Annotated in this window: 5 protein-coding genes and 1 pseudogene; 1 reads left to right on the top strand and 5 read right to left on the bottom strand. The window is 71.5% G+C overall.

What is annotated here, in order from left to right; all coding sequences use genetic code 11:
* Window positions 1-427, bottom strand: a 427-nt coding sequence (locus tag H0U68_RS08755) for a hypothetical protein (RefSeq protein ID WP_296354682.1), incomplete at its 3' end; no start/stop codon positions are given.
* On the bottom strand, window positions 424-843 hold the full coding sequence (locus H0U68_RS08760; protein WP_296354684.1) for a nuclear transport factor 2 family protein: 420 nt from the start codon (window positions 841-843) through the stop codon (window positions 424-426). The genes H0U68_RS08760 and H0U68_RS08755, both read right to left, overlap by 4 nt.
* A 101-nt stretch (window positions 844-944) precedes the next feature.
* Between H0U68_RS08760 and H0U68_RS08765 the strand changes: the two genes are divergently transcribed.
* Window positions 945-1,946: an NAD(P)H-binding protein gene (locus tag H0U68_RS08765; RefSeq protein ID WP_296354685.1), complete on the top strand. Its 1,002-nt coding sequence runs from the start codon at window positions 945-947 to the stop codon at window positions 1,944-1,946.
* Between the two features lie 105 nt (window positions 1,947-2,051).
* Here H0U68_RS08765 and H0U68_RS08770 read toward each other — a convergent pair whose 3' ends face one another.
* The 3 genes and pseudogenes from H0U68_RS08770 to H0U68_RS08780 form a co-directional block, all read right to left on the bottom strand.
* The gene (locus H0U68_RS08770) at window positions 2,052-2,510 is read right to left on the bottom strand and encodes a nuclear transport factor 2 family protein (RefSeq protein ID WP_296354687.1); all 459 of its coding nucleotides are present in this window, start codon (window positions 2,508-2,510) and stop codon (window positions 2,052-2,054) included.
* Complete coding sequence (locus H0U68_RS08775; protein ID WP_296354689.1) at window positions 2,507-3,160, bottom strand: TetR/AcrR family transcriptional regulator; 654 nt, start codon at window positions 3,158-3,160, stop codon at window positions 2,507-2,509. Before H0U68_RS08775 ends, H0U68_RS08770 begins: the two co-directional genes overlap by 4 nt.
* Window positions 3,157-3,458, bottom strand: a pseudogene (locus H0U68_RS08780) (hypothetical protein); the annotation flags it as partial. The gene H0U68_RS08775 and the pseudogene H0U68_RS08780, both read right to left, overlap by 4 nt.

Consider the following 3,458-nt stretch of genomic DNA (forward strand, 5'->3'; position numbering starts at 1 on the left):
GGGCCGCCTTGCGCAGCGCGTAGCCGGTGTTGATCGGCGCCACGCTGGCGATGGCCGCGTAGCGCGCCAGCAGCGCCTGCAGGTCGACCACCAGCACGCGCTGCGGCCGGCGCCCGCAGGCCGCGCGGTGCCGGTTCAGGCGTTCCAGGTCCCACCAGAAGAACACCTTGCGGTTGACCAGCGCATACCAGTCCTGCGGCGCCATGGCAGGGTCCAGGCAGGCGGCCAGCGCGGCAGGCGGCATGGGCCGCTGGTCGCGAAGCATGCGCCCGTCGGGCAGCACCAGGTTCTCCTCGCGGTACTGACCCTCCGCGCGATGCGGCCGCGGCACCGCCGGCCGCTCAAGCAAAGCCTGCGCGGGCCACAGGCCCTCCTGCTGGATGAAGGGCCAGTTGGCCTCTTCCACCAGGTGGTAGACGGACCTCACGTGGCGGCGGCGGCCTTCAGCGCGGCCTGCACCTGCACCAGGTCGACGAAAGTGTCCTTGGCCGCCACCAGGCCCTGGGCATCCACCGTGACCAGGTCCATGCAGTCGAACTGGATCTGCCGCGCGCCGCCGCCGGGCAGCGGCAGGCGCGCGGTGAGCGCCCAGTCCAGCACCCAGTGGCTGGCGCCGGTAAGCACGCGCTTGACCACGAAATCCATCTCCGGCCATTGCGCGAAGAAGCGGGCGAAGCGCTCCTGGATGGCGGCGCGGCCGACCACCGCCGCCTCGCCGGAGTGCAGCTGGAAGCGCGACTGGTCGGTGTGCAGCCGGCCGATGGCTTCGACGTCGCGGGAACGGAAGGTCTGTGCGTAGCGCTGGAACAGCGCGTCGGCGGTCATTGGGGATGAGGTGGGCATGCGGGTCTCCTGGTTGGGTTCTGGATGCGGCCGATTGCACAACTACCGACCGATCGGTAGTATATGCATGAAGCCAATCCACCACCAAGAGGAACAACAGCATGGAACGCACAGCGGCATTCGTCACCGGAGGATCCGGATTCCTCGGCGGCAACCTGATCGAGGGGCTGGTCCGCCAGGGCGTGCCGGTGCGCGCGCTGGCCCGCAGCGACGCCAGCGCTGAGCGCGTGCGTGCGCGCGGCGCCGAGGCGGCCATGGGCGACCTGGACAGCGTGACCATCCTGGGCGAAGCCATGCGCGGCTGCGACACGGTGTTCCACGCGGCGGCCTGGCTGCCGGACCACGACCGCGCACGCGCCTGGCGCGTCAACGTGCAGGGCACGGCGAACATCCTGGCGGCCGCGCGCGCGGCCGGCGTGCGGCGCGTGGTGTACGTGAGCGGCACCGGCGTCACCATCGGCAGCGGCCCGGTGGTGGACTGGGACGAGGCGCGCGGGCGCGGCAAACCGGTCGGCGTGCTGAGCGCAAGCCGCATCCGCTGCGAGGAAGTGGTGGAGGCCGACCCGAGCGACCTGGAAAAGGTGATCGTGCGCTTTCCCTACCTCTGGGGCAACGGCGACACCTTTCGTCCCGTGGTGGCCGCCCTGGTGCGCGGCGGGCGCTTCCGCTGGATCGCGCGCGGCGAGCACAAGGTGTCGGTGTGCCACATCGACAACGCGGTGCACGGGCTGCTGCTGGCCGCCACACGCGGCGTGCCGGGCCGCATCTACTGGATCGCCGACGACCAGGCGATGCGGCTGAAGGATTTCGTGCAGGCGCAGCTGGACGTCGACGGCCTGGCCGCGCTGGCCTCTTCCATGCCGCTCGGCTTGGCCAAGCTGCTGGCCGAGCTTCTGCCCCGCGCCATGCGGCTGGCCGGCATCCACAGGCACTCGCCGCTCACGCCGACCACGGTGCGCTTTCTTGGCCAGCAGATCACCGTGGACACGGCACGCGCGCGGCGCGAGCTGGGCTACCGGCCGCTGGTGTCCTGGGAAGACGGGTTGCGCGGGCTGCTGCCAGTCCAGCAGGCGCGCGCAGTCCGCCGGCCGCGCGGGCCATAGCGGCGGTTCGGGATGGGCGTGCTCCAGGTATTCGAGGATCGGCGTGGAGTCGTACAGCTGCACCCCGCCGTCCAGCTGATGGGGCCGCTGTACAGCTTCATCGCTTCACAGGCCGCTGCGCGCTCGCCGCAGCAGCTGCAGCCAGCCGGCGGGGCGGCCGAGGAAGGCGCGGCGCAGCTTCGCCGGATTGAAGTACGCGACGCGCTCCACCGCATAGCCGTCGCGGAACAGGAAGCGGTCCACGTTGTGCCAGGTGAACGCGCGGCCGGCCACCGTGGCGGTGAAGCTCATCTCGATGAACACCACGTCGCCGCTGGCGCTCCAGCGGTGCACCTGCGCCGTCAGGTCCGGCAGCAGCGCGAAGGTGCGGCGGAATGCCTCCGTGCAAGCCGGCTTGCCCTGCGTGGGCTTCAAGCCCGGCGCGATCAGCCGGATGTCCGGTCCCATGATGTCCATGAAGCGGTTCAGGTTGGCGCGGCCGCCGCGCCACAGGTCCTCGAAGGCCGCGACCCAGGCCGCGTAGTCCCCGCGCTGGCCATTGCGCGCGTCCACCACCACGCTCACGGCCGCGCCTCCAGTTCCTGCTCCAGCAGGCGGCGGCCGGCGCGCGTGCCGGCGTTGCGCAGCTCTGCATGCATGGCCGCGCGCGCCTCCTGCAGCACGCCCTCGTCGCCGAACAGCTGGCGGCGCAGGTTCAGCGACAGCTCGTAGCCGTGCAGGCGGAACGCCATCGCGCGCACGTCGGTGCCCTCTTCCAGGTGGCCGGCGTCGCGCGCTTCCTTCAGGAAGAACTCCATGCCGCCGATCCACTCCTTCATCATCGCGGCGATGCTCTCGCGCACCCGGCCTTCGCGGGCGTCGAATTCCGCCGAAACGGAGGCGAAGAAGCATCCGCCGCGCACCTGCACGACGTGCTCCACCCAGCGGTCCAGCAGCCGCACCATGCGGCGCATGCCGGGCGCATCGGCATGCGCCGGCTCCACCACCGCCTGCAGGAAGGATGCGCGGCCGGCCTTCAGGGTCGCGAGCTGCAGTTCTTCCTTGCTGTTGAAGTGGCCCAGCAGGCCGGCCTTGGTGAAGCCCGAGATGTCCGCCACGCGGCCGATGGTGAGCGCCTCCAGGCCTTCGGCCGTCGCCACGCCCACCGCCAGTTCCAGCACCTGCTGGCGCCGCTGGTGGCCGCGCGCCATGTGTTTGGGCATGTTCTCGTTCATGCGCTGTCCGTGGAGAGTTGGCGAAGCGCGGATTGTCGCGCCACATTGCGCCGGCGCCGCCAGCCAAGCAGCCGGTCGCGCAGCATCATGCGCATCAGCGCGAACTTCGGCGATGCCGACAGCTTGGGCTCGCCGCCGTGGGCCAGCCGCTCCATCTGCTCGTGGTGCCACCACAGCTCGGCCAGCGGCGCGATCGGCCCCTTGGGCAGGCGCAGCGGCACGGAGATGGCGCGGGCGCCCGGGTCGGACAGCAGGCGGCGCGGCAGGCCCGGCTCCAGCGCGAGCGGGCGCGCCAGGC

Origin of the sequence: Ramlibacter sp., from assembly GCF_013697775.1 — a bacterium.
Taxonomy (GTDB): domain Bacteria; phylum Pseudomonadota; class Gammaproteobacteria; order Burkholderiales; family Burkholderiaceae_C; genus Ramlibacter.

What these genes read in the sequence shown, in the direction of transcription:
- H0U68_RS08775 (WP_296354689.1), bottom strand. Translation starts at nt 3,160, where the DNA reads ATGAACGAGAACATGCCCAAACACATGGCGCGCGGCCACCAGCGGCGC.
- H0U68_RS08760 (WP_296354684.1), bottom strand. Translation starts at nt 843, where the DNA reads ATGCCCACCTCATCCCCAATGACCGCCGACGCGCTGTTCCAGCGCTAC.
- H0U68_RS08765 (WP_296354685.1), top strand. Translation starts at nt 945, where the DNA reads ATGGAACGCACAGCGGCATTCGTCACCGGAGGATCCGGATTCCTCGGC.